Here is a 1,107-nt window from a genome sequence, read left to right as displayed (position 1 = left end):
TCAACGAACCCGCGCCCCGATCGCCGGATGATCTACGGCCTTGACAGCCGCGCCCGACATGCACGAGCACGAACACGCTCGCTCACGCCACCCCACCTGAACAGCACCGAACCGTTGGCGGATGCTCAGGGTCTATTTGCTGGGTCAAGCGTGGAATTAGGGTTTGGGTTCCTGCCTAGGCGGCGGTCCCTAACGCGCGACTCGCCATCGTCCGAAGCTGATGGTCTCGGAGCGGGCGCGGATTCCTGGGTCGAGTTCGCTGGGCCAGCGGGTGCGCTCGGTGAACTTTGCGCCGAGGAGGATGGCGGTGGTTGCATGCAGGCTTGAGCGCAGGTCAGCGCCGGTCAGGTCTGCGTCGGTTAGGTTCGCGTTCTTCAGGTTCGCGTGGCTCAGGTCTGCGTGGGTGAGGTTTGCTCGGGTCAGGTCGGCGTTGGTGAGGTTCGCTCGGGTCAAGTTCGCGCCGGTCAGGGTCGCATCGATCAGGAGTGCGTTTGCCAGGGTTGCTTCGGTGAGGGTTGCGCCGTCGAGGCACGCTTCCGTCAGGTCCGCGAAGTTCAGGTCTGCGCAGGACAGGTTGGTGTAGGGCAGGTTCGCGTTGGTCAGGTCTGCGCCGGCCAGGTCGGCGTACATCAGGGTGGCGTTGGTCTGGTGTGCGAGTTCAGCGAAGGCAGTGGCGAAGGCCGGACCGCTCAAGGAGTCTTCGAACGGAGCCGCGTTTCGTGTGCGGGACCACCAGAGTCCTCGGGGGCGGGCTGCCTGGGCCAGGCGGGCTAGAAGGGGCGGCAGGCCGTCAGCGGGCACTTTGGCGGGCTCCATTCGGTGCTGAGTATGAAGATCTGGCTCTGCCTGGCTCCCAAGTTGCCACACATAGACCGTAGAGCACGCTGGAAATGTGTCAGTCCGGCGCCGTCGCGGGCCGCGCCGTGCTGATGCGCTGCAGGGGGCGTCGGTCGAGTCGGCGGGAACACCGTTGATGGGCTCGCTTCGGCGCAGGATGATTGGTCTCATGGTGGGGAAGCAGAAATCTGATGTGCATCCTGACGGCCGCGTCATCTTCGGACTCTTGGGCGGGGGGACGACAGCCATGGTGGTCGAACAGCGGTCGGC

1 protein-coding gene is annotated in these 1,107 nt (G+C 65.1%); it reads right to left on the bottom strand.

Going from position 1 to position 1,107, the window contains the following annotated elements; translation table 11 throughout:
- Nucleotides 1-189: 189 nt before the first annotated feature.
- Nucleotides 190-693, bottom strand: a complete 504-nt coding sequence (locus tag KDL01_RS41315; RefSeq protein WP_212534174.1) for a pentapeptide repeat-containing protein — start codon at nucleotides 691-693, stop codon at nucleotides 190-192.
- Nucleotides 694-1,107 lie beyond the last annotated feature (414 nt).

The sequence above is a fragment of the Actinospica durhamensis genome, from assembly GCF_018139695.1.
Taxonomy (GTDB): domain Bacteria; phylum Actinomycetota; class Actinomycetes; order Streptomycetales; family Catenulisporaceae; genus Actinospica; species Actinospica durhamensis.
This window is presented reverse-complemented; position numbering and strand designations above follow the sequence as displayed.